The organism is Enterobacter cloacae complex sp. 394F7, from assembly GCF_057320385.1.
In genome coordinates this window covers 59,772-79,585 of record NZ_JBXWCS010000011.1, presented here as the reverse complement: position 1 = coordinate 79,585, position 19,814 = coordinate 59,772, and the positions used below count along the sequence as shown (strand labels likewise).

25 protein-coding genes are annotated in these 19,814 nt (G+C 53.9%); 11 read left to right on the top strand and 14 right to left on the bottom strand.

Going from position 1 to position 19,814, the window contains the following annotated elements; all coding sequences use genetic code 11:
• Positions 1–16: 16 nt before the first annotated feature.
• From ptsN to AC2FAK_RS16880, 9 genes are all read right to left on the bottom strand, one after another.
• Positions 17–508, bottom strand: a complete 492-nt coding sequence (gene ptsN / locus AC2FAK_RS16920; protein WP_013098944.1) for a PTS IIA-like nitrogen regulatory protein PtsN — start codon at positions 506–508, stop codon at positions 17–19.
• Positions 509–590: 82 nt separating this feature from the next.
• On the bottom strand, positions 591–878 hold the full coding sequence (hpf, locus tag AC2FAK_RS16915; protein WP_013098943.1) for a ribosome hibernation promoting factor: 288 nt from the start codon (positions 876–878) through the stop codon (positions 591–593).
• A 22-nt stretch (positions 879–900) separates the two neighbouring features.
• Entirely contained in the window at positions 901–2,334 is a 1,434-nt protein-coding gene (gene rpoN / locus AC2FAK_RS16910; protein WP_013098942.1) for an RNA polymerase factor sigma-54, read from the bottom strand.
• Positions 2,335–2,381: 47 nt separating this feature from the next.
• A complete protein-coding gene (lptB, locus tag AC2FAK_RS16905) occupies positions 2,382–3,107 on the bottom strand; it encodes an LPS export ABC transporter ATP-binding protein (protein ID WP_013098941.1) in 726 nt (241 codons plus the stop codon).
• Positions 3,108–3,113: 6 nt separating this feature from the next.
• Positions 3,114–3,668: a lipopolysaccharide ABC transporter substrate-binding protein LptA gene (gene lptA, locus AC2FAK_RS16900; protein ID WP_013098940.1), complete on the bottom strand. Its 555-nt coding sequence runs from the start codon at positions 3,666–3,668 to the stop codon at positions 3,114–3,116.
• On the bottom strand, positions 3,637–4,212 hold the full coding sequence (gene lptC, locus AC2FAK_RS16895) for an LPS export ABC transporter periplasmic protein LptC (RefSeq protein WP_013098939.1): 576 nt from the start codon (positions 4,210–4,212) through the stop codon (positions 3,637–3,639). Before lptC ends, lptA begins: the two co-directional genes overlap by 32 nt.
• Positions 4,209–4,775: a 3-deoxy-manno-octulosonate-8-phosphatase KdsC gene (gene kdsC / locus AC2FAK_RS16890; protein ID WP_029883391.1), complete on the bottom strand. Its 567-nt coding sequence runs from the start codon at positions 4,773–4,775 to the stop codon at positions 4,209–4,211. The genes lptC and kdsC overlap by 4 nt, the downstream gene beginning before the upstream one ends.
• A 14-nt stretch (positions 4,776–4,789) precedes the next feature.
• A complete protein-coding gene (kdsD, locus tag AC2FAK_RS16885; protein ID WP_014833452.1) occupies positions 4,790–5,776 on the bottom strand; it encodes an arabinose-5-phosphate isomerase KdsD in 987 nt (328 codons plus the stop codon).
• Positions 5,777–5,789: 13 nt separating this feature from the next.
• Positions 5,790–6,767 carry a calcium/sodium antiporter gene (locus AC2FAK_RS16880; protein WP_013098936.1) on the bottom strand — a complete coding sequence of 326 codons (978 nt, stop codon included), beginning with the start codon at positions 6,765–6,767 and terminating at the stop codon, positions 5,790–5,792.
• 228 nt (positions 6,768–6,995) lie between these two features.
• Between AC2FAK_RS16880 and mlaF the strand changes: the two genes are divergently transcribed.
• The 7 genes from mlaF (at position 6,996) to murA (ending at position 11,789) form a co-directional block, all read left to right on the top strand.
• Positions 6,996–7,808 carry a phospholipid ABC transporter ATP-binding protein MlaF gene (gene mlaF, locus AC2FAK_RS16875; RefSeq protein WP_020687352.1) on the top strand — a complete coding sequence of 271 codons (813 nt, stop codon included), beginning with the start codon at positions 6,996–6,998 and terminating at the stop codon, positions 7,806–7,808.
• A gap of 7 nt (positions 7,809–7,815) precedes the next feature.
• The gene (mlaE, locus tag AC2FAK_RS16870; RefSeq protein ID WP_010436044.1) at positions 7,816–8,598 is read left to right on the top strand and encodes a lipid asymmetry maintenance ABC transporter permease subunit MlaE; all 783 of its coding nucleotides are present in this window, start codon (positions 7,816–7,818) and stop codon (positions 8,596–8,598) included.
• A gap of 4 nt (positions 8,599–8,602) precedes the next feature.
• Positions 8,603–9,151 carry an outer membrane lipid asymmetry maintenance protein MlaD gene (gene mlaD / locus AC2FAK_RS16865; protein WP_013098934.1) on the top strand — a complete coding sequence of 183 codons (549 nt, stop codon included), beginning with the start codon at positions 8,603–8,605 and terminating at the stop codon, positions 9,149–9,151.
• Positions 9,152–9,169: 18 nt separating this feature from the next.
• A complete protein-coding gene (gene mlaC, locus AC2FAK_RS16860) occupies positions 9,170–9,805 on the top strand; it encodes a phospholipid-binding protein MlaC (RefSeq protein WP_095455378.1) in 636 nt (211 codons plus the stop codon).
• Positions 9,805–10,098: a lipid asymmetry maintenance protein MlaB gene (gene mlaB, locus AC2FAK_RS16855; RefSeq protein ID WP_023622313.1), complete on the top strand. Its 294-nt coding sequence runs from the start codon at positions 9,805–9,807 to the stop codon at positions 10,096–10,098. Before mlaC ends, mlaB begins: the two co-directional genes overlap by 1 nt.
• Before the next feature lie 126 nt (positions 10,099–10,224).
• Complete coding sequence (gene ibaG, locus AC2FAK_RS16850; protein WP_008501458.1) at positions 10,225–10,479, top strand: BolA family iron metabolism protein IbaG; 255 nt, start codon at positions 10,225–10,227, stop codon at positions 10,477–10,479.
• Positions 10,480–10,529: 50 nt separating this feature from the next.
• On the top strand, positions 10,530–11,789 hold the full coding sequence (gene murA, locus AC2FAK_RS16845; protein WP_013098931.1) for a UDP-N-acetylglucosamine 1-carboxyvinyltransferase: 1,260 nt from the start codon (positions 10,530–10,532) through the stop codon (positions 11,787–11,789).
• Between the two features lie 63 nt (positions 11,790–11,852).
• On the opposite strand, the gene sfsB is transcribed toward murA, so the two are convergent.
• Together sfsB and ispB are read right to left on the bottom strand one after the other, a co-directional pair.
• On the bottom strand, positions 11,853–12,140 hold the full coding sequence (sfsB, locus tag AC2FAK_RS16840; protein ID WP_038983629.1) for a DNA-binding transcriptional regulator SfsB: 288 nt from the start codon (positions 12,138–12,140) through the stop codon (positions 11,853–11,855).
• 228 nt (positions 12,141–12,368) lie between these two features.
• Positions 12,369–13,340, bottom strand: a complete 972-nt coding sequence (gene ispB / locus AC2FAK_RS16835) for an octaprenyl diphosphate synthase (RefSeq protein ID WP_013098929.1) — start codon at positions 13,338–13,340, stop codon at positions 12,369–12,371.
• Positions 13,341–13,597: 257 nt separating this feature from the next.
• Between ispB and rplU the strand changes: the two genes are divergently transcribed.
• From rplU to cgtA, 4 genes are all read left to right on the top strand, one after another.
• Entirely contained in the window at positions 13,598–13,909 is a 312-nt protein-coding gene (gene rplU / locus AC2FAK_RS16830) for a 50S ribosomal protein L21 (RefSeq protein ID WP_003025032.1), read from the top strand.
• A gap of 19 nt (positions 13,910–13,928) precedes the next feature.
• Complete coding sequence (gene rpmA / locus AC2FAK_RS16825; protein WP_004385076.1) at positions 13,929–14,186, top strand: 50S ribosomal protein L27; 258 nt, start codon at positions 13,929–13,931, stop codon at positions 14,184–14,186.
• A gap of 96 nt (positions 14,187–14,282) precedes the next feature.
• Positions 14,283–15,257, top strand: coding sequence for a DMT family transporter (locus tag AC2FAK_RS16820; protein WP_058680253.1), 975 nt, complete (start codon positions 14,283–14,285; stop codon positions 15,255–15,257).
• Complete coding sequence (gene cgtA, locus AC2FAK_RS16815; RefSeq protein WP_013098927.1) at positions 15,254–16,426, top strand: Obg family GTPase CgtA; 1,173 nt, start codon at positions 15,254–15,256, stop codon at positions 16,424–16,426. Before AC2FAK_RS16820 ends, cgtA begins: the two co-directional genes overlap by 4 nt.
• Before the next feature lie 38 nt (positions 16,427–16,464).
• On the opposite strand, the gene pmrB is transcribed toward cgtA, so the two are convergent.
• The 3 genes from pmrB to dacB are packed head-to-tail and all read right to left on the bottom strand — an operon-like array spanning position 16,465 to position 19,603.
• Positions 16,465–17,508 (bottom strand): two-component system sensor histidine kinase PmrB, encoded by a 1,044-nt coding sequence (gene pmrB / locus AC2FAK_RS16810; RefSeq protein ID WP_029883388.1) that lies wholly within the window; start codon positions 17,506–17,508, stop codon positions 16,465–16,467.
• The gene (gene pmrA, locus AC2FAK_RS16805) at positions 17,505–18,167 is read right to left on the bottom strand and encodes a two-component system response regulator PmrA (protein ID WP_013098925.1); all 663 of its coding nucleotides are present in this window, start codon (positions 18,165–18,167) and stop codon (positions 17,505–17,507) included. The genes pmrB and pmrA overlap by 4 nt, the downstream gene beginning before the upstream one ends.
• A gap of 2 nt (positions 18,168–18,169) precedes the next feature.
• Positions 18,170–19,603, bottom strand: coding sequence for a serine-type D-Ala-D-Ala carboxypeptidase (gene dacB, locus AC2FAK_RS16800; protein ID WP_038983620.1), 1,434 nt, complete (start codon positions 19,601–19,603; stop codon positions 18,170–18,172).
• Positions 19,604–19,814: the final 211 nt, after the last annotated feature.

The following is a 19,814-nucleotide window of genomic DNA, read 5'->3' as shown; positions in this document are numbered from 1 at the left end:
GAAGGCCATCTCCTGGTTATGCCTCATCCTGACTGCCTTCTGCTTCAGTGATAATTTCATAAAGCTCTTCATCACTTTGCGCTGAGCGCAGTCGACGGCAGATGGTTTTATCGGCCAGGCGTTTAGCGACCAGTGAAAGCGTATGCAGATGGGTTTTCGTCTGATCGGCAGGAACCAGCAGCGCGAAGAGGAGATCAACGGGCTGGTTATCGATGGCATCAAAGGCAATAGGCGTTTCCAGTTGCACAAACACACCGACGGCACGCAGGGTGTCCTCTTCCAGTTTGCCATGCGGGATCGCAATGCCGTTGCCGATACCGGTACTGCCCATTTTTTCACGGGTCAGGATGGCTTCGAATACGACCTGCGGTGGCAGGCCCAGCTGTTTTGCGGCCAGTTCACTGATAATCTCCAGCGCACGTTTTTTGCTCTGGCAGTGAACGCCACTGCGGGTACATTCCTGGTTAAGGACATTGCTCAATTGAAGAGCGGAATCGTTGTTCATCATAATTTCACCTAAGCGCTAACTGTACAAATGGCCTGTTGTGCTCCACAACAGGCCTTCCTGCACCCGTTAACTGCCCGGACAATTAGTGTTGTTTCAGTTTATCTTTATGTTTATTGAGCTGTCTTGCAAGCTTATCAATCAAGCCATCGATAGCAGCGTACATGTCTTGCCCTTCCGCACTGGCGTGGAGTTCGCCCCCATTGACATGCAGGGTTGCATCCGAGATATGAGTCACTTTCTCCACTTTCAACACAATATAGACCTGATTGATCCTTTCGAAATACTGCTCGAGTTTTGCGAATTTCGTGTTCACAAAGTCGCGTAAAGCTTCAGTAATTTCGACGTTTTGTCCAGTGATGTTGAGCTGCATAGTGTCTTCCTTATCGGTTGTGTCAGACCAGCTGTTTACGCTGGTTAGACGGCGGAATGGATAAAGACTCTCGATACTTCGCAACAGTACGACGTGCCACCATAATACCCTGGTCGGACAGCATGGTGGTTAACTTACTGTCGCTCAGTGGCTTCGCGGGGTTCTCCGCGGCGATCAACTTCTTCACCAGTGCACGAATCGCCGTTGACGAGGCTTCGCCACCGCCTTCGGTATTCACATGGCTGGAGAAGAAATACTTAAGCTCAAATATACCGCGAGGACTGTGCAGATACTTCTGCGTGGTCACGCGGGAAATCGTTGATTCATGCATCTCGACGGCCTGGGCGATATCCGCCAGCACCATCGGTTTCATATACTCTTCGCCCTGCTCAAAGAAAGCCTGCTGTTGTTCGACGATACAGCGGCTCACACGCAACAGCGTATCATTGCGGCTCTCCAGGCTTTTGATTAACCAACGCGCTTCCTGCAGATTGCTACGAATATACTGGTTGTCGGCGTCGTTACGCGCGCTGGTGCACATGGAGGCATATTGCTGATTGATTTGCAGGCGAGGAATGCTGTCTGAATTGAGTTCAACGACCCAGCGGCCGTTGTGTTTTCTGACCAGCACGTCAGGTATGACGTATTCAGGCTCACTGGTCTGGATCGACTGGCCGGGGCGAGGATCGAGCGACTGGATCAGGTTAACCGCCTCTTTCAGCACCTCTTCTTTCAGACGCGTAACGCGCATCAGGGTACGGAAATCATGGTTAGCCAGCAGATCCAGATGATCGCTGATGATTAAGCGGGCTTCATCGATCCAGGGCGTCTCTTTGCTGAACTGCGAAAGCTGGATCAGCAGACAGTCGCGCAGGTCTTTCGCTGCTACGCCCACCGGGTCGAAACGCTGAATGCGCTTCAGAACGGCTTCTATCTCTTCAAGTTCAATCTCGTCATCGCCCATGCTTTCCAGAATATCGTCCAGCGTGACGGTCAGATAGCCGGTATCGTCAACGGCATCGACGATGGAGGTGGCAATCGCGCGATCGGTATCGGAGAAAGGGGTCAGCTCCACCTGCCACATCAGGTAATCCTGTAGTGACTGGGTGGTTTCACCCTGATAGACCGGTAGCTCATCGTCCTGGTAGTCTGCACGCGTGCCGGAAGGGGTTCCGGCGGTGTAGATTTCATCCCAGCTGGCATCCAGCGGAAGCTCGTCCGGCATCTCTTTTTGTTCGAGTGCATCGGCGGTATCGAGGGCTTCCGTGTCCTGTGATTGCTGAGTGTCTACCTCGTCATGAAGATCGGCTTGCTCCAGCAGCGGATTGCTGTCCAGCGCTTGCTGGAGCTCCTGCTGGAGTTCTAATGTGGACAGTTGCAACAGGCGAATCGCCTGCTGTAACTGCGGCGTCATCGCCAGTTGTTGGCTGAGCCTTAATTGCAAACCTTGCTTCATGTTCAGAGCATTTTTCTCCGGTTCGGCGTTACGTTACCTCTACCCTATCAGAGTCTGAAGTCTTCCCCAAGATAGACGCGCTTAACATGATCATCTTCGAGGATCTGCTGTGGCGTGCCGTGGGCGATCAGGTTGCCCTGGCTCACGATATACGCACGTTCACATACGGCCAGTGTTTCACGGACGTTGTGGTCAGTAATCAACACGCCAAGACCGCTGTCGCGCAGATGCTCAATAATACGTTTAATGTCGATAACGGAGATGGGGTCAACGCCTGCAAATGGTTCATCCAGCAGGATGAACTTCGGGTTTGCTGCCAACGCGCGTGCAATTTCAACACGGCGGCGTTCCCCCCCGGACAGCGCCTGACCAAGGCTATCGCGCAGGTGCTCAATGTGAAACTCTTCCATCAGCTCGTTGGCGCGATCCTGACGCTGTTCGCTGGTCAGGTCGTCACGAATTTGCAGAACGGCCATCAGGTTATCGAAGACGCTCAGGCGACGGAAAATGGAGGCTTCCTGCGGCAGGTAGCCAATACCCCGGCGCGCGCGCGCGTGCAGTGGCAGAAGGCTGATGTCTTCATCATCAATGATGATGTTACCGGCATCGCGTGGGACAATACCCACGACCATGTAGAAGGTCGTGGTTTTACCTGCACCGTTTGGACCAAGCAGGCCAACAATTTCGCCGGAGTTGACGGTCAGACTGACATCTTCCACGACACGGCGGCCCTTATAGGCCTTCGCGAGATTTTTTGCAGTTAATGTTGCCATAACGAATTAGTTACTCTTCTTCTGTGCCGGAGCCTGGCCCTTGCCTTTGTCCTGCAGCTGAGACGGCACTAACACGGTGGTGACGCGTTTGCCTTTCTCGCTGGAGGCCTGCATTTTTTGCTCTTTCACCAGATAGGTGATCTTATCGCCGGTGATATTGCTATCGAGCTGTTCCAGATAGGCGTTACCGGTAAGGATGACCAGATCTTTCGCCAGTTCATAATGCATGTGGCTGGCATGGCCCTTCACTGGCTTGCCGTTGTCCTGCATCTGGTAGAACGTGGCCGGGTTGCCGTAGCCATCAATGATCTCTTTGCCCTGTTCGCCACCTGGACGGGTAACGACCACCTTATCGGCGTTAATCTTGATGGTGCCCTGGGTCATGACCACGTTGCCGGTAAAGGTAACGACATTACCCTGCATATCAAGAGACTGCGTATCGGACTCGATATGGATCGGCTGTTCGGTATCGCCAGTAACAGCAAGCGCGGGAAGACTGGCCGCCAGCATCGCGCTGGCGATAATTACTTTAAGGCTGAGTTTGTTTGTTTTGAATTTCATAGGAGGTTCTAACCTTTTCAATCAGCTCGGCGTTTTTGCTGCGTAAGTTCCCGCGCATTCTTAAACCGCTGGAATTAAATGTTGTGCCGTACAGAGTGACCAGATCCTGCGACGTCACATCCTGAGTAACCAGGTTGATCTGGGCATTATCTGTCGTAATTTTGCGCAGTTGTGAGTCAGCGGTCAGGGCGTTGACTTCAACATGGCCATAAAGATAAAGCATACGGTCATTCGTCAGTTTTGCCCGGTCGGACTTAATCGACCAGGTCGGCACTTTGTCCTTGTCAAACGTCGTCATGACCGGCTGGGTAAACCACGAAATACCGTCATCTGAAAAATATTCAACGTGCTGGGCAATCAGGCGATAGTTCAGCGCACCTTCCGGGCTATAGACTACGGTATCACTGTGATCGCTTTTATAGGTTGGATCGTTATTGTTGATCACTTCCGTTTGCGTATCGTCACGATCGGCAAGGTTCACGCCAATCAGTATCAGTGCGACAAGCGAAAGCAGAATGATAACCCAACGTCTGGTTTTACTCATATCGATTGCCCTTTGGCCTCATCAAGCTTGCCCTGCGCCAGCAGAAGCAGATCGCAGACTTCACGTACGGCACCACGGCCACCGTTGATGTGGGTAACATAATCAGCCCGCGGGATCAGCAGCGGATGCGCATCCGCAACCGCGACACTCAGGCCAATCTCAGCCATTACCGGCCAGTCGATCAGGTCGTCCCCGACATAGGCCACATGTTCTGGCGCGATAGACAGTTTACCCAGTAAATCATTGAAAGCAGCCATCTTATCGGACTGTCCCTGATACAGATGGGTAATGCCCAACGTTTCACAGCGATCTTCTACCAGTTTAGCTTTTCGCCCGGTGATGATGGCAACCTCGATACCCGATGTGAGTGCACAACGAATACCGTAGCCATCGCGAACGTTGAACGCTTTCAGCTCTTCACCATTATTGCCCATGTAAATCAGGCCATCGGACAGTACGCCGTCCACATCCAGAATCAGCAGGCGAATATTTTCTGCCTTTGCCATCACGTGGGCACTGACCGGACCATAACAGGTTGCAAGGGATGCACCCGCATTACTCATTGTCTTATCCTTCATTACACTACGCCTGCGCGCAGCAGATCATGCATATGTACCACACCCAGCAATTGGTCGCCATCGGCAACCATCACTGAGGTGATATGTCGGGACTGCATCAGGTTCAGTACATCCACCGCCAGCGTGCCCGGGCGAACGCGAATCCCGCCGGGCGTCATCACATCGGCAATACCCAGCGTGCGAACATCCACGCCCATGTCGAACACGCGACGCAGGTCACCGTCGGTGAAAATCCCTTCGATCTTCATCAGATCGTCACACACCACCGTCATGCCCAGGTTTTTACGGGTGATTTCCAGCAGCGCATCACGCAGAGAGGCCTCTTTACTGACGTGAGGGATCTCATCGCCAGTATGCATAATATCGTTAACCCGCAGCAGCAGCTTCCGACCCAGCGCACCGCCAGGATGGGAAAGCGCGAAATCTTCAGGGGTAAAACCGCGGGCTTCAAGGAGCGCAACGGCAAGCGCGTCGCCCATCACCAGCGCCGCGGTGGTGCTGGATGTCGGCGCAAGACCCAGTGGGCAGGCCTCTTTCGGCACTTTCACGCACAGGTGAATATCCGCCGCACGTGCCATGCTGCTTTCCGGGCGGCTGGTCATGCAAATGAGCGGGACCTGCAGCCGCTTCAGAACCGGTATCAGCGCCAGGATCTCGTTGGACTCCCCGGAGTTTGACAGCGCAATGACGACATCCTGCGGCGTCACCATGCCCAGATCGCCGTGTGCCGCTTCTCCTGGATGTACAAAGAAGGAGGAGGTGCCGGTGCTGGCGAAAGTGGCGGCCATTTTGCGGCCAATGTGGCCGGACTTGCCCATCCCCATTACCACGACTTTACCGGCACAGTAGAACATCTTCTCACAGGCCAGACTAAAATCCTGATTAATGTACTGATCTAACTGCGCCAGACCTTCACGTTCAATCTCCAGAACGTCTTTGCCTGCTTTCTGAAAGTCAAAACCCGGCTGCAATTCTATTTGCGACATAATGCGTTTCCGTTTACCCAGAGAGAAGAGGCGAAAGCCAGTACAGCATCGCCATCCATACGATAAATCCACCCGTCAGCAGCGCGCCTGCGCCTTTGCCGATCTGTCGTTGCCGCCGCCAGCAGAGCAGGGCAAAGATAACGCTTACCAGCAACATCACCCCGTAATCACGTGAGAAGGCCAGCGGGTTAAACGGCCCGGGCGTTATCAGGGCTGGCAGGCCCATGACGATGGCAATATTGAAGATGTTCGAGCCGATAATATTGCCGATGGCGATGTCATCTTCACCTTTACGTGCCCCGGCAATGGCCGTGGCCAGCTCCGGCAGGCTGGTGCCGATGGCGATCACGGTCAGGCCAATGGTCAGTTCGCTCATGGCGAAATAATTCGCCAGTACCGTCGCGTTATCCACGACCATCCGTGTTGCCATGGGCATAATGATCAACGCGACACCCAGCCAGAGCAGTGCCACAGGCAGCGTACCTTCACGCGGTAGCTCGGCGACCTGCTCACGCGTCAGGCTGTCCTGACCCTGTTTTTCCGCCAGGCGGGCAATGTTAACACTATAGAGCAGCCAGATGACCGCCAGCGCCAGCAAGAAAATGCCGTCACTGTAGCTCAGAACGCCATCGTAAAATACGCATCCTGCCAACAGGCTTACGATCAACATTAGCGGCAATTCCCGGCGCAGAACATCAGAATGCACGCGAAATGGATGGAGCAGCGCGGCCAGGCCCAGAATAAGCAGAATATTGACGATGTTAGAGCCAATCGCGGTGCCAACAGCAAGGTCTATCTGACCATGCAGCGATGCCGTCACAGAGACGATGATTTCAGGCAGGGAGGTTCCAACACTGACCACGGTCATCCCGATGACAACAGGTGGGACGCCAGTGAGGCGGCACAGGATCGATGCAGCAAACACCAAACGGTCAGCACTGTAGACCACCAAAAGTAAACCAATTATTAACAGTGCTGTTGCTAAAAGCATCAAAAGTCCTTTCTTCAGGTATACTCGCCGGTCCACCGCGCGGGAATTGTTAGCGCTGCATACAGCCTAAGACGTAACGAATTCCTAATTTTGACTTTATGCGCCGGAAAAGTAAAACAAATGCCAGCTTTCGCTAACCTCTACGGCTAATATTCTGTAAAAATGTGGGGTTTAGGGCTGATTTAAGCTTCACGCTTCGCATGAAGCAGGGTAAGAAAGGAACCGTAAATGAGCCAAACGATGGCGAATTTAGTCGATGTCCGTGGGGTGAGCTTTTCTCGCGGCAACAGATTGATATTTGATGATATTTCGTTGACCGTGCCACGTGGCAAAATCACAGCCATCATGGGACCGTCCGGGATCGGTAAAACGACCCTGCTGCGACTTATCGGTGGGCAGATCCCACCCGATAGCGGTGAAATCCTCTTCGACGGCGAAAACGTACCGGAGATGTCGCGGTCGCGCCTGTATACTGTGCGCAAGCGGATGAGCATGCTCTTTCAGTCGGGGGCCTTGTTCACCGACATGAACGTCTTTGATAATGTCGCCTATCCGCTGCGTGAGCATACGCAGCTTCCGCCAGAGCTGCTGAAAAGCACGGTAATGATGAAGCTGGAGGCGGTAGGGCTGCGTGGCGCCGCAAAGCTGATGCCCTCAGAGCTGTCTGGTGGCATGGCGCGTCGCGCCGCGCTGGCGAGAGCCATTGCGCTGGAACCCGATTTAATCATGTTCGACGAACCGTTTGTCGGACAGGATCCAATTACGATGGGCGTGCTGGTGAAGCTCATCTCTGAATTGAACAGCGCGCTCGGCGTCACCTGTATTGTGGTGTCTCACGATGTGCCGGAAGTGTTGAGTATTGCCGACTATGCCTACATTGTGGCAGACAAAAGGATCGTCGCGCACGGCAGCGCCCAGGCGTTGCAGGAAAACTGCGATCCGCGAGTACGGCAGTTCCTCGACGGTATTGCGGATGGGCCTGTGCCGTTCCGCTACCCTGCGGGCGACTATCGTGACGATTTATTGGGAATAGGGAGTTAAGCCACTCATGCTGTTAAATGCGTTGGCCGCTCTTGGACACCGTGGCATAAAAACCATCAGGACGTTCGGGCGCGCCGGATTGATGTTGTTCAACGCGCTGGTCGGCAAGCCGGAGTTCCGCAAGCACGCGCCTTTACTGGTAAGGCAACTCTATAACGTCGGCGTGCTGTCGATGCTCATCATCATTGTGTCCGGTCTGTTTATCGGCATGGTGCTGGGGCTGCAGGGCTACCTTGTTCTGACGACCTACAGCGCGGAAACCAGCCTCGGCATGCTGGTGGCGCTTTCGCTGCTGCGTGAACTGGGGCCGGTGGTGGCGGCACTGCTGTTTGCCGGACGCGCGGGGTCGGCACTCACCGCAGAGATTGGTCTGATGCGTGCCACCGAGCAGCTTTCCAGTATGGAAATGATGGCGGTCGATCCGTTGCGGCGTGTTATCTCCCCCCGTTTCTGGGCAGGGGTTATCTCCTTACCGTTGCTGACTATCCTGTTTGTGGCCGTCGGTATCTGGGGCGGTTCGCTGGTGGGCGTTCACTGGAAAGGCATTGATGCCGGTTTCTTCTGGTCTGCCATGCAGGACGCCATCGATCTGCGAATGGATCTGGTTAACTGTTTGATTAAAAGCGTGGTATTTGCCATTACGGTCACCTGGATTGCGTTATTTAATGGTTACGATGCCATCCCGACGTCGGCGGGCATTAGCCGTGCAACTACACGTACTGTCGTACATTCGTCGCTGGCCGTATTGGGTCTGGATTTTGTGCTCACCGCACTGATGTTTGGGAATTGAGTTCATGCAAACGAGAAAAAATGAAATTTGGGTCGGCGTGTTCCTGTTGCTGGCACTGCTTGCCGCACTGTTTATCTGCCTGAGAGCGGCGGATATCACCTCAGTGCGTACCGAACCGACTTATCGCATCTATGCCACTTTCGATAATATCGGAGGGCTGAAGGCGCGCTCTCCTGTGCGTATTGGCGGTGTGGTTATTGGCCGTGTGGCTGACATTACGCTTGATGAAAAAACCTATCTGCCGCGCGTGGCGATGGATATTGAAGAGCGTTACAACCATATCCCGGATACCAGCTCGCTTTCTATCCGCACCTCCGGCCTGCTGGGCGAACAATATCTGGCACTGAACGTGGGCTTTGAAGATCCTGAGCTTGGAACGACTATCCTTAAAGACGGTAGCGTGATCCAGGATACCAAGTCCGCGATGGTGCTGGAGGACATGATTGGTCAGTTCCTTTACAACAGTAAGGGAGATGATAAAAAGTCCGATGCTGCCCCTGCGCAGACTGAAGATCATACCAACGTCGCACCGACACCTGGCACGACGAATTAATATCAGGAGAAGTCATTCATGTTTAAACGACTGTTAATGGTTGCCATGCTGGTTATTGCCCCTCTCACGGCAGCACACGCCGCGGATCAGAGCAACCCGTACAAACTGATGGACGAAGCCGCGAAGAAAACCTTCGATCGTCTTAAAAACGAACAGCCTAAAATTCGTTCTAATCCTGATTATCTGCGTGACGTGGTCGATCAGGAGCTGCTGCCGTATGTGCAGATCAAATATGCCGGTGCGCTGGTGCTGGGGCGTTATTACAAAGACGCTACCCCTGCGCAGCGTGAAGCCTACTTTGCTGCCTTCCGTGAATACCTGAAACAGGCTTACGGCCAGGCGCTGGCGATGTACCACGGCCAGACCTACCAGATTGCACCGGAACAGCCGCTGGGTGATGCCTCCATTGTGCCTATTCGCGTCACGATCATCGATCCTAACGGTCGTCCACCGGTTCGCCTGGATTTCCAGTGGCGTAAAAACAGCCAGACCGGCAACTGGCAGGCGTATGACATGATCGCCGAAGGGGTGAGCATGATCACGACTAAACAGAATGAGTGGAGCGACCTGCTGCGTACTAAAGGCATTGATGGCCTGACCGCCCAGCTGCAGTCTATCTCTCGCCAGAAAATCACCCTGGATGAGAAGAAGTAATGTCGCAGCAACTGAGCTGGTCGCGTGAGGGCGAAACATTAAAGCTGTCCGGTGAACTCGATCAGGATCTGCTCAACCCGTTATGGGATAAACGCCATGACGCCATGCAGGGCGTTACGCTGATCGATTTGAGCGGCGTCACGCGGGTGGATACGGCTGGGGTGGCGCTACTTGCCCACCTCATTGCCGTGGGGAAAAAGCAGGGGGCAACCGTAATGCTTCACGGGGCCAGCGATAATGTCGTCACCCTGGCGCAGCTCTACAATCTTCCTCAGGACGTACTGCCGCATTAATATTTTCAGTGCGTTACTTCTGAAAGCCCTGACAGTTTCATCGTCGGGGCTTTTTGCTTGTTTAAGACGACGCCACTTTGCTCTAAGATGTTGGGCTTGTTTTCACTATCAGATGATTAAGAACTCATGGAAAATCATGAAATCCAGACAGTGCTGATGAATGCACTCTCCCTTCAGGAAGCCCACGTCACAGGCGATGGCAGTCACTTCCAGGTTATTGCTGTGGGTGAGATGTTCGACGGTATGAGCCGTGTGAAGAAACAGCAGGCTGTGTACGCGCCGCTGATGGAATATATTGCGGATAACCGCATCCACGCCCTGTCGATTAAAGCGTTCACCCCGCAAGAGTGGGCACGCGATCGCAAACTAAACGGTTTTTGAGCTGAGGGCGATGCGCCCGCAGCACGGTTGAATTTATAAGAGAGCACACCATGGATAAATTTCGTGTACAGGGGCCGACGCGCCTCCAGGGCGAAGTCACAATTTCTGGCGCGAAAAACGCCGCGCTGCCGATCCTCTTTGCTGCGCTGCTCGCGGAAGAGCCGGTAGAAATTCAGAACGTACCGAAGCTGAAAGATATCGACACCACCATGAAGCTGCTCACCCAGTTGGGGACGAAAGTCGAGCGTAATGGCTCCGTCTGGATCGATGCCAGCAACGTGAACAACTTCTCAGCACCGTACGACCTGGTGAAAACCATGCGTGCATCCATCTGGGCGCTTGGCCCGCTGGTAGCGCGTTTTGGTCAGGGACAGGTGTCACTGCCTGGTGGTTGCGCCATTGGCGCGCGTCCTGTTGACCTGCATATCTTCGGTCTGGAGAAGCTGGGCGCGGAGATCAAACTGGAAGAAGGTTACGTTAAAGCGTCCGTTAATGGCCGCCTGAAAGGCGCACACATTGTCATGGACAAAGTGAGCGTTGGCGCAACCGTCACCATTATGTCCGCGGCAACGCTGGCAGAAGGTACCACCATTATCGAAAACGCCGCGCGCGAGCCGGAAATTGTGGATACTGCCAACTTCCTCGTGGCGCTGGGTGCAAAAATCTCTGGCCAGGGTACCGATCGCATCACCATTGAAGGCGTTGAGCGTCTGGGGGGCGGTGTGTATCGCGTTCTGCCAGACCGTATTGAAACCGGGACTTTCCTGGTGGCTGCGGCCATTTCTGGCGGCAAGATTGTTTGCCGTAATGCGCAGCCTGACACCCTGGATGCGGTGCTGGCGAAGCTGCGTGAAGCGGGTGCGGATATCGAAACCGGTGAAGACTGGATCAGCCTTGATATGCACGGTAAACGTCCAAAAGCGGTAACCGTTCGCACGGCTCCGCATCCGGCATTCCCGACCGATATGCAGGCTCAGTTCACGCTGCTGAACCTGGTGGCAGAAGGTACCGGTGTGATCACCGAGACTATCTTCGAGAACCGCTTCATGCACGTACCGGAGCTGATCCGTATGGGCGCACATGCAGAGATCGAAAGTAACACAGTGATTTGCCACGGTGTTGAGAAGCTCTCTGGTGCGCAGGTTATGGCAACCGATCTGCGTGCGTCTGCGAGCCTGGTATTAGCGGGTTGTATCGCGGAAGGAACGACGGTTGTGGATCGTATCTACCACATCGATCGTGGTTACGAGCGTATTGAAGACAAACTGCGCGCGCTGGGTGCCAATATCGAGCGTGTGAAGGGCGAGTAATCGTTCCGGCAGCCCCCTGCCAGAGATGGCCGGGGGGTTGCTGTTCCTGTCAAAAAAAGCGCGTCAGACCGGTTGCTCTTTCCTGGTTTTTTTCTGGCGAATCATGCGTGTTCTGTCAATAAACTCATGGGTAATGGGATCGTGGTAACGCGAGGGCCAAATGACCCACGGGTGCGTCTCCAGCGCCGAAGCAATAATTAATTCACCCTTTGGCCAGGGGCGAGTCAGGGCATTTGCCAGCGTTGATGAGCTCAATCCATTGCGACGTGATTCAGCGGCGAGCGATGTTCCTTTTTTGCGCAGCGCAGCAATAATATCTGCTGAGTGCCAGTCGATAAATTTCATATCCATAAAGCTGTCCTTGTGTTCGTAATCACCCACGTCATTTCTACCGAAACGACGAGGTTACTATACTCATTTTGAACACAGGCTCTAAAAAGTTCGCGTTACTTGAAGGAATATTCAGAATAAGACATGGCTTTATTCATGCGGTCTGTAAGCCGATGATTTTACGCGAATATGGAATTTATAAGAACTTATTGAAATCTCCCCGCGAAGGCCGCGGGGAGAAGCGAGACGTTAACGATCGCGCTGTACGGCGATGTGGGCAAGGCCGATTAATGCATCGCGCCATGGGCTGTCTGGAATGACCTGCAGTGCCGCGATGGCTTTATCCGCCTCTTCTTCAGCGCGCTGACGCGTCCACTCCAGCGAGCCGCAGATGGCCATTGTTTCCAGTACCGGTTCCAGTAGATGGCGTCCATTTCCCTGCTCGATTGCTTCACGGATCATTTTCGCCTGGTCAGCGGATCCGTTGTGCATGGCATGGAGCAGCGGCAGGGTCGGTTTACCTTCGTTGAGGTCATCGCCGACGTTTTTGCCGAGCGTTTCACCATCAGCACTGTAGTCCAGCAAATCGTCAATCAGCTGGAATGCGGTCCCCAGATAACGGCCATAGTCCTGCAGCCCTTTTTCCTGCGCAGCGGTACAGCCAGCCAGAATGCCGGAACATTGCGCCGCGGCTTCAAACAGGCGCGCGGTTTTGCTGTAGATTACGCGCATGTAATTTTCTTCGGTGATGTCAGGATCGTTGACGTTCATCAGCTGCAGCACTTCGCCTTCCGCGATCACGTTAACGGCTTCAGACATCACTTCCAGCACTTTCAGAGAGCCGAGGCTGGTCATCATCTGGAAGGCACGGGTATAGATAAAGTCACCGACCAGAACGCTGGCTGCGTTGCCGAAGGCGGCGTTTGCCGTGGCTTTGCCACGACGCATGTCTGATTCATCCACAACATCATCATGCAGAAGCGTCGCAGTGTGAATAAATTCGATCAGTGCTGCGATAGTGACATGAGCCTTTCCCTGATAACCCACGGCTCTGGCGGCCAGTATGGCAATCATCGGGCGAATACGTTTACCGCCGCCGCTGACGATGTAATAGCCCAACTGATTGATTAGCTGAACATCAGAGTTGAGTTGTTCCAGGATTGCTGCATTCACACCCGCCATATCTTGCGCGGTTAACTCGTTGATTTTTTCTAAATTCATCGCAAAAGCCGGGCTTTTTATCCTGTTTATCCCATCTTTAATGGGGTAACGAAGGGTTTCGGTTTATCAATAGTATTGCTGATTGTACTGAAAAAACGGCTCAGATAAACGCTACCGTACGTGTTGTGTTTTTTTTCTTCATGTATTGATGGTAGCACTTGTCAAAGGCTCGCGTTTTGCGTAATATTCGCGCCCTATTGTGAATATTTATAGCGCACTCTGATTCATACGAGGATGTGCGCGGAAGCGGAGTTTATATGTACGCGGTTTTCCAAAGTGGTGGTAAACAACACCGAGTAAGCGAAGGTCAGACCGTTCGCCTGGAAAAGCTGGACATCGCAACTGGCGAATCTGTTGAGTTCGCAGAAGTTCTGATGATCGCAAACGGTGAAGAAGTCAAAATCGGCGTTCCTTTCGTTGATGGCGGCGTTATCAAAGCTGAAGTTGTTGCTCACGGTCGTGGCGAGAAAGTTAAAATCGTTAAGTTTCGTCGTCGTAAACACTACCGTAAGCAGCAGGGCCACCGTCAGTGGTTCACTGATGTGAAAATTACTGGCATCAGCGCCTAAGACCTGAGGAGAGATTTAAATGGCACATAAAAAGGCTGGCGGCTCCACACGTAACGGTCGCGATTCAGAAGCTAAACGCCTGGGCGTTAAGCGTTTCGGTGGCGAATCCGTTCTGGCGGGTAGCATCATCGTTCGTCAACGTGGTACCAAATTCCACGCTGGCAACAACGTAGGTTGCGGTCGTGACCACACTCTGTTTGCTAAAGCAGACGGTAAAGTGAAATTTGAAGTTAAAGGCCCGAACAACCGTAAATACATCAGCATCGTTGCTGAGTAAGGTTTTCTCGGTCCGGTAACGGATTAAAGCCCCGCAACCTGTTGCGGGGCTTTTTACATTGGAAACCCGGTAATTTTTTCTGTAGGGAAAACGGGCATGAAGCAGCAGGCCGGCATTGGAATTCTTTTGGCGCTCACAACCGCAATGTGCTGGGGTGCGCTGCCAATTGCAATGAAGCAGGTACTGGAAGTGATGGAACCGCCTACGGTGGTGTTTTATCGCTTTCTGATGGCAAGTATCGGCCTGGGCGCCATCCTTGCTGTTAAAGGCAAGCTTCCGCCCCTGCGTCTCTTCCGTAAACCGCGCTGGCTGGTATTACTGGCTATCGCGACGGGGGGACTGTTTGGCAACTTCATTCTGTTCAGTTCTTCCCTGCAATATCTCAGCCCGACGGCGTCGCAAGTGATTGGTCAACTTTCACCGGTCGGCATGATGGTTGCCAGCGTCGTTATCCTCAAGGAGAAGATGCGCGGTACGCAGATCGTCGGGGCGAGCATGCTGCTATGTGGCCTGGTAATGTTCTTCAATACCAGCCTGATAGAGATTTTTACCCGCCTGACCGATTACACCTGGGGTGTAATCTTCGGTGTGGGGGCAGCAACGGTTTGGGTGAGCTATGGCGTCGCGCAAAAGGTGTTATTGCGTCGTCTTGCCTCACAGCAGATCCTCTTTTTGCTGTACACTTTGTGTACAATAGCATTATTGCCGTTAGCGAAGCCGGGGGTGATCACCCAGCTTAGCGACTGGCAGCTGGCGTGCCTCATATTTTGTGGGCTGAATACGCTGGTCGGTTATGGCGCGCTGGCCGAAGCAATGGCGCGCTGGCAGGCAGCACAGGTGAGCGCATTGATTACGCTCACTCCGCTGTTTACGCTGTTATTTTCAGATTTGTTATCAATGGCCTGGCCCGATGTCTTCGTCAGACCGATGCTCAACCTGTTGGGTTATCTCGGTGCGTTTGTCGTGGTTGCGGGCGCGATGTATTCCGCCATTGGTCATCGTCTCTGGGGGCGTTGGTGCAAAAATGAAGCGGTCCCCGCTCAGGCGAATGATTTACGGAGAGTAAAATGAAGTTTGTTGATGAAGCGACGATCCTGGTCGTGGCAGGTGATGGCGGCAACGGTTGCGTAAGCTTCCGCCGTGAAAAATATATTCCTCGTGGTGGCCCTGACGGCGGCGACGGCGGCGACGGCGGTGACGTATGGCTGGAGGCGGATGAGAACCTCAATACGCTGATCGACTACCGTTTCGAAAAATCTTTCCGCGCTGAGCGTGGCCAGAACGGCCAGAGCCGTGACTGTACCGGTAAACGTGGTAAAGACGTCACCATTAAGGTACCGGTGGGTACGCGTGTGATCGATCAGGGTACCGGTGAGACCATGGGCGACATGACCAAACACGGTCAGCGTCTGATGGTTGCAAAAGGGGGTTGGCACGGTCTGGGCAACAGCCGTTTCAAATCTTCCGTCAACCGTACGCCGCGTCAGAAAACAATGGGTACGCCGGGCGATAAGCGCGACCTGCAGCTGGAGCTGATGCTGCTGGCCGATGTGGGGATGCTGGGGATGCCAAACGCTGGTAAATCCACGTTTATTCGCGCCGTCTCTGCCGCTAAGCCAAAAGTAGCGGACTATCCGTTTACCACGCTGGTGCCAAGCCTGGGCGTTGTCCGTATGGATAACGAGAAGAGCTTTGTGGTTGCCGATATCCCGGGTCTGATTGAAGGTGCAGCGGAAGGTGCCGGTCTGGGTATCCGCTTCCTGAAACACCTTGAGCGCTGCCGCGTACTGCTGCACCTCATCGATATCGATCCGATCGACGGGTCCGATCCGGTAGAAAATGCCCGTATCATCGTCGGCGAGCTGGAGAAATACAGCGAGAAACTGGCGAACAAACCGCGCTGGCTGGTCTTTAACAAAATTGACCTGATGGATAAAGCCGAAGCGGAAGCAAAAGCGAAAGCCATTGCTGAAGCGATGGGGTGGGAAGATAAATACTACCTGATCTCTGCGGCAAGCCAGGTTGGCGTGAAAGATCTCTGCTGGGATGTGATGACCTTTATCATCGAGAACCCGGTTGTTCAGGCGGAAGAAGCGAAGCAGCCTGAAAAAGTCGAATTCATGTGGGATGACTACCACCGTCAACAGCTTGAAGAGCTGGAAGCGGAAGAGGAAGACGACTGGGACGACGACTGGGATGAAGACGACGAAGAAGGCGTCGAGTTCATCTACAAGCACTAATGACCCGATAAGGCCCCTGTTGATACAGGGGCTTTTTTTTATTCTAACGTTGAAGGCAGCCAGCAACTGGCAATGAGTCCGCCTTCTGCGGCATTCTCCAGCGTCAGCTTTCCGTGGTGAAGCTGCACAATGCGTTGCACAATGCTCAGACCCAGGCCACTGCCACCGTAGCGCTGATCGAGACGACGGAACGGCTCGGTAATTGACTGCCGGTGTGCTTCATCAATACCGGGGCCCTGATCGATCACGCTGACCCGAGTACCGCCGTCCTGTGCGGTCAATGTCACTGTGATAGTGGTCCCTGCGGGGCTATAGCGCCCGGCATTCTCCAGCAGGTTACGCAGCATGAGTCGCAGAAGCACCGCGTCCCCCTGCACCGTTAGCGGACTTTTGGCCGGCCATATCACCGTATGTTCTTTGGCTTCATGCTCAAGGCCAAGCGGGGTGATGATATTGTCTGTCCAGTTTACCGTCTCGTAGTGGCCGCTCGCCATTGCCTGCCCGGCCCGCGCCAGCATCAGCAGCTGTTCAATGGTATGCATGAGTTGATCGATACGGCTGATTAATGCTGAAGCCTGTGGCGAACCTGACTGTGCCATCAGTTCCAGATGCAATCTGATCCCGGCGAGTGGGGTTCGCAGTTCATGCGCGGCATCGGCGGTAAAGAGCCTTTCCTGTTGTATGGTGTGATCAAGCCTGGCGAGCAATTGGTTAAGAGAGGTTGTGACGGCGCCAATCTCTTCCATATCTGAATACATGGGCAGCGGAGTGAGGTTGTCCGCCGAACGATTCGCCAGACTGGCCCGCAATTGATTCAGCGGACGAGTTATCCAGGTGACTGCCCAGAAGGAGAAGAGCAGGGTAAAACCGACCATCACCAGGGAAGGGACCAGCAGCGAGGCAATCGCTTCGCGGATCTCTTTTTCGACATGGTTGTTACGTGCCTTTGCAGACAGCGTTTCATTGACCAGAAAGCCAATCTGTTCGCGGCTTTCATGCCACAGCCAAATCACGCTTATCAACTGGAAAAATAACAGGATCACCGCCAGCAAAACCATTAATCGCCGACGCATACTGTTCATTTCTGTCTCTCCAGACGATAACCCACGCCACGAACGGTTTTTATCCGGTCTTTGCCAAGTTTGCGTCGCAAATTGTGAATGTGGACTTCAAGGGTATTTGACCCCGGATCGTCCTGCCAGGAGTAGATATCCTGCTGGAGGGTTTCACGGTGTACCGTCTGCCCGCTACGCATGATCAGACGCGTAAGCAGGGCGAACTCTTTCGGTGTGACCTCAACAGGCAGAGACTGGCACAGCACCTGCTGAGTTTGCAGATTCAGGGTAATATCACCGTCGGTCAGTAAGTTATCACTGTGCCCCTGATAGCGGCGAATTAACGCCCGCACGCGCGCCTGTAGCTCTGCAAGGGCAAACGGCTTCACCAGATAATCATCCGCGCCGGAATCCAGGCCGTTGATACGATCTTCGATGGCATCGCGCGCCGTCAGGATCAACACCGGGTTGTCAACACCGCGACGCCGCCACTGGCTTAACAACGTGGCCCCGTCTTTATCCGGGAGGCCCAGATCGAGGATCACCAGACTGTATTCACCGCTCTGGATCAGGGCATCCGCCTCTGCCGCCGTGGCGGCGCAGTCGAGGGCATAGCCTTCATTGGACAGCGCCAGCGCCAGCCCTTCCTGTAATAACAGATCGTCTTCAACTATAAGTAGTTTCATCGCTAGTTATTCTGGTAGATGTCCTTATAAAGCCTGCTTTCGAAGCGCACCAGCGGGATACGGCGATTGCGCTGGTCGGCCGGTTCGACGGCATAGCCGGAAAGATACTGCACGAATGCCAGACGCTGCCCGCTGGCGGTGGTGATGAAGCCTGCAAGGTTGTAAACACCCTGCAGTGAACCTGTTTTGGCTGATACCTTACCGTCCACACCGGCGGCGTGAAGACCGGCCCGGTACTGAAGTGAACCGTCATGCCCGGCAAGTGGCAGCATCGAAATAAAGTTTAGCTCAGTGTCATGTTGTGCAATGTACTGAAGCACTTGCATCATGGTCGCCGGGGAGATCAAATTGTGACGTGATAACCCGGAACCATCGACAGCGATAGTATTGCCCAGATCGATCCCCGCCTGCTGACGAAGGATCTGACGCACGGCGTCGGAACCCGCACGCCAGGTTCCCGGAACGCCAAAACGCGCGTGACCAATCATGCGGAACACGGTGTCGGCGATCATATTGTCAGACTTCTTCAGCATGATCCTTAGCAAATCGTGCAACGGTGCAGACTGTTTGCTGGCGACAACCGTGCCGGGTTGATTAACCTGCGTCTGGCGGAGCAGGGTACCGGTATAGGTGATCCCAGCCTGTTTCAGTTCGTCCTTGAGAATTGCGCCCGCGTAGCTTGCGCCATCCTGGATGGCGAAGGCCAGCGGGAGGGGATCGGCGCGTTGCGTCAGGCAACCGGTAAGCGTGAAGCGGTTAAGGTCGCCGGGCACCACATCCAGTTCGCAATATTGCGCATCCGGGGAGCCTTTTGCCAGCGTTCGGACCTGGCTAAACATGGTGACCGGGTAGTAAGACGCCACGCGAATAAACGCTAAATCGTCCGGTTTTGGCGCGCTGTAAAGCGAAATCGAGAAGCAGTTACGATCAACAATCGCTGCCGATGGCGGTGCGCTAAAGCACTGCGTCATGTCGTTCCACGGCCAGCCCGGCGCTTTATCGTGGCTGGCAAAGATGGAGGTGTCGATCAACACGTTACCATCGATCTTCTGCACGCCAGATTTTTTCAGCACCGCCACCATGTTGCGGATATCCTGACGTTTGAAGGTGGGGTCACCGCCAAAACGGGCAATAAGATCGCCTTTCAGCTCACCGTCTTTAACCTCTCCCCTGGTCTCAAGAGTCGTGGTAAAACGGAAGTCAGGACCAAGCTGAAGCAGGGCAGCGAGCGCAGTGATCACCTTCTGAGTACTGGCAGGCAGCGCCATTTGTTGACTGTGATAGTCAATCTCAGGTGCCTGCGCGCCGACCTTCTGCACCATCAGAGCAAGGTTGGCCCCGGCAGGGAGCTGATTAATATATTCATCAACATTCGCGGCCTGAACGCTGAACGTTATACTGGTAGTCAATCCGATGATAAATCTGGAAAATCGCATAATCTCGCGCTAACAACCCGAAAACAAACCGTCATACTACGGTGCATGGCACTGCAAAGTAAACGATGACCCATAGTGAACTTCGCGGTAAAATACGTATCAAATTGAAAATTGCTGCTGACCTGGGGCGTTGCTCCCGGGTCGGTTTTCTTTTTGCTTCTGGCCCGCTCATGAGGGCCGGGGTAGGGAACACTGCTCCCAACAGGAATGT